The sequence below is a fragment of the Staphylococcus canis genome (assembly GCF_016238445.1).
Classification (GTDB): Bacteria; Bacillota; Bacilli; order Staphylococcales; family Staphylococcaceae; genus Staphylococcus; species Staphylococcus canis.
On record NZ_JABANU010000066.1, the window covers coordinates 1 to 443 of the forward strand.

The 443-nt window shown below is 35.7% G+C and carries 1 protein-coding gene; it reads left to right on the plus strand.

Features of this window, described 5'->3' with window-relative positions:
- Positions 1–443 (plus strand): transposase family protein (locus HHH54_RS10920; protein ID WP_198618816.1); only part of this gene is annotated, 443 nt, incomplete at both ends.

Below are 443 nucleotides of genomic sequence, written 5' to 3' on the forward strand. Positions count from 1 at the left end.
TTTAAAAATAACAGGTTATTTAGGGTTAAAGGACATTAAAGGGATAACATCTTTAGTTTTTACTGGCTATGTTAGCTACGAACCTACGGGTTGCGAGTGTTGTGGTATCAAAAATATTAATCATACTGTCATTAAGCATGGATCACGTCAAACTACTGTATATATGGGACTTGTATTTGATAGACCTGCTCATATTAAGTTGAAAAAGCAACGCTTCTACTGTAAGGAGTGTGGTCAGACTTATACAGCTAAAACGCCTTATATTGATGCACGTTGTACAATTTCCAATAATGTCAAACTCATGATGACAAAGCGACTCTCGAAAGTGATTTCAGAAAAGGATATTGCTGAAGACCTTTGTGTATCACCTTCTACAGTCCATCGCCATTTAAAATCTTTAAATGAATCAATTCAAACGACTGTGAATCGTAGTTTACCACGTC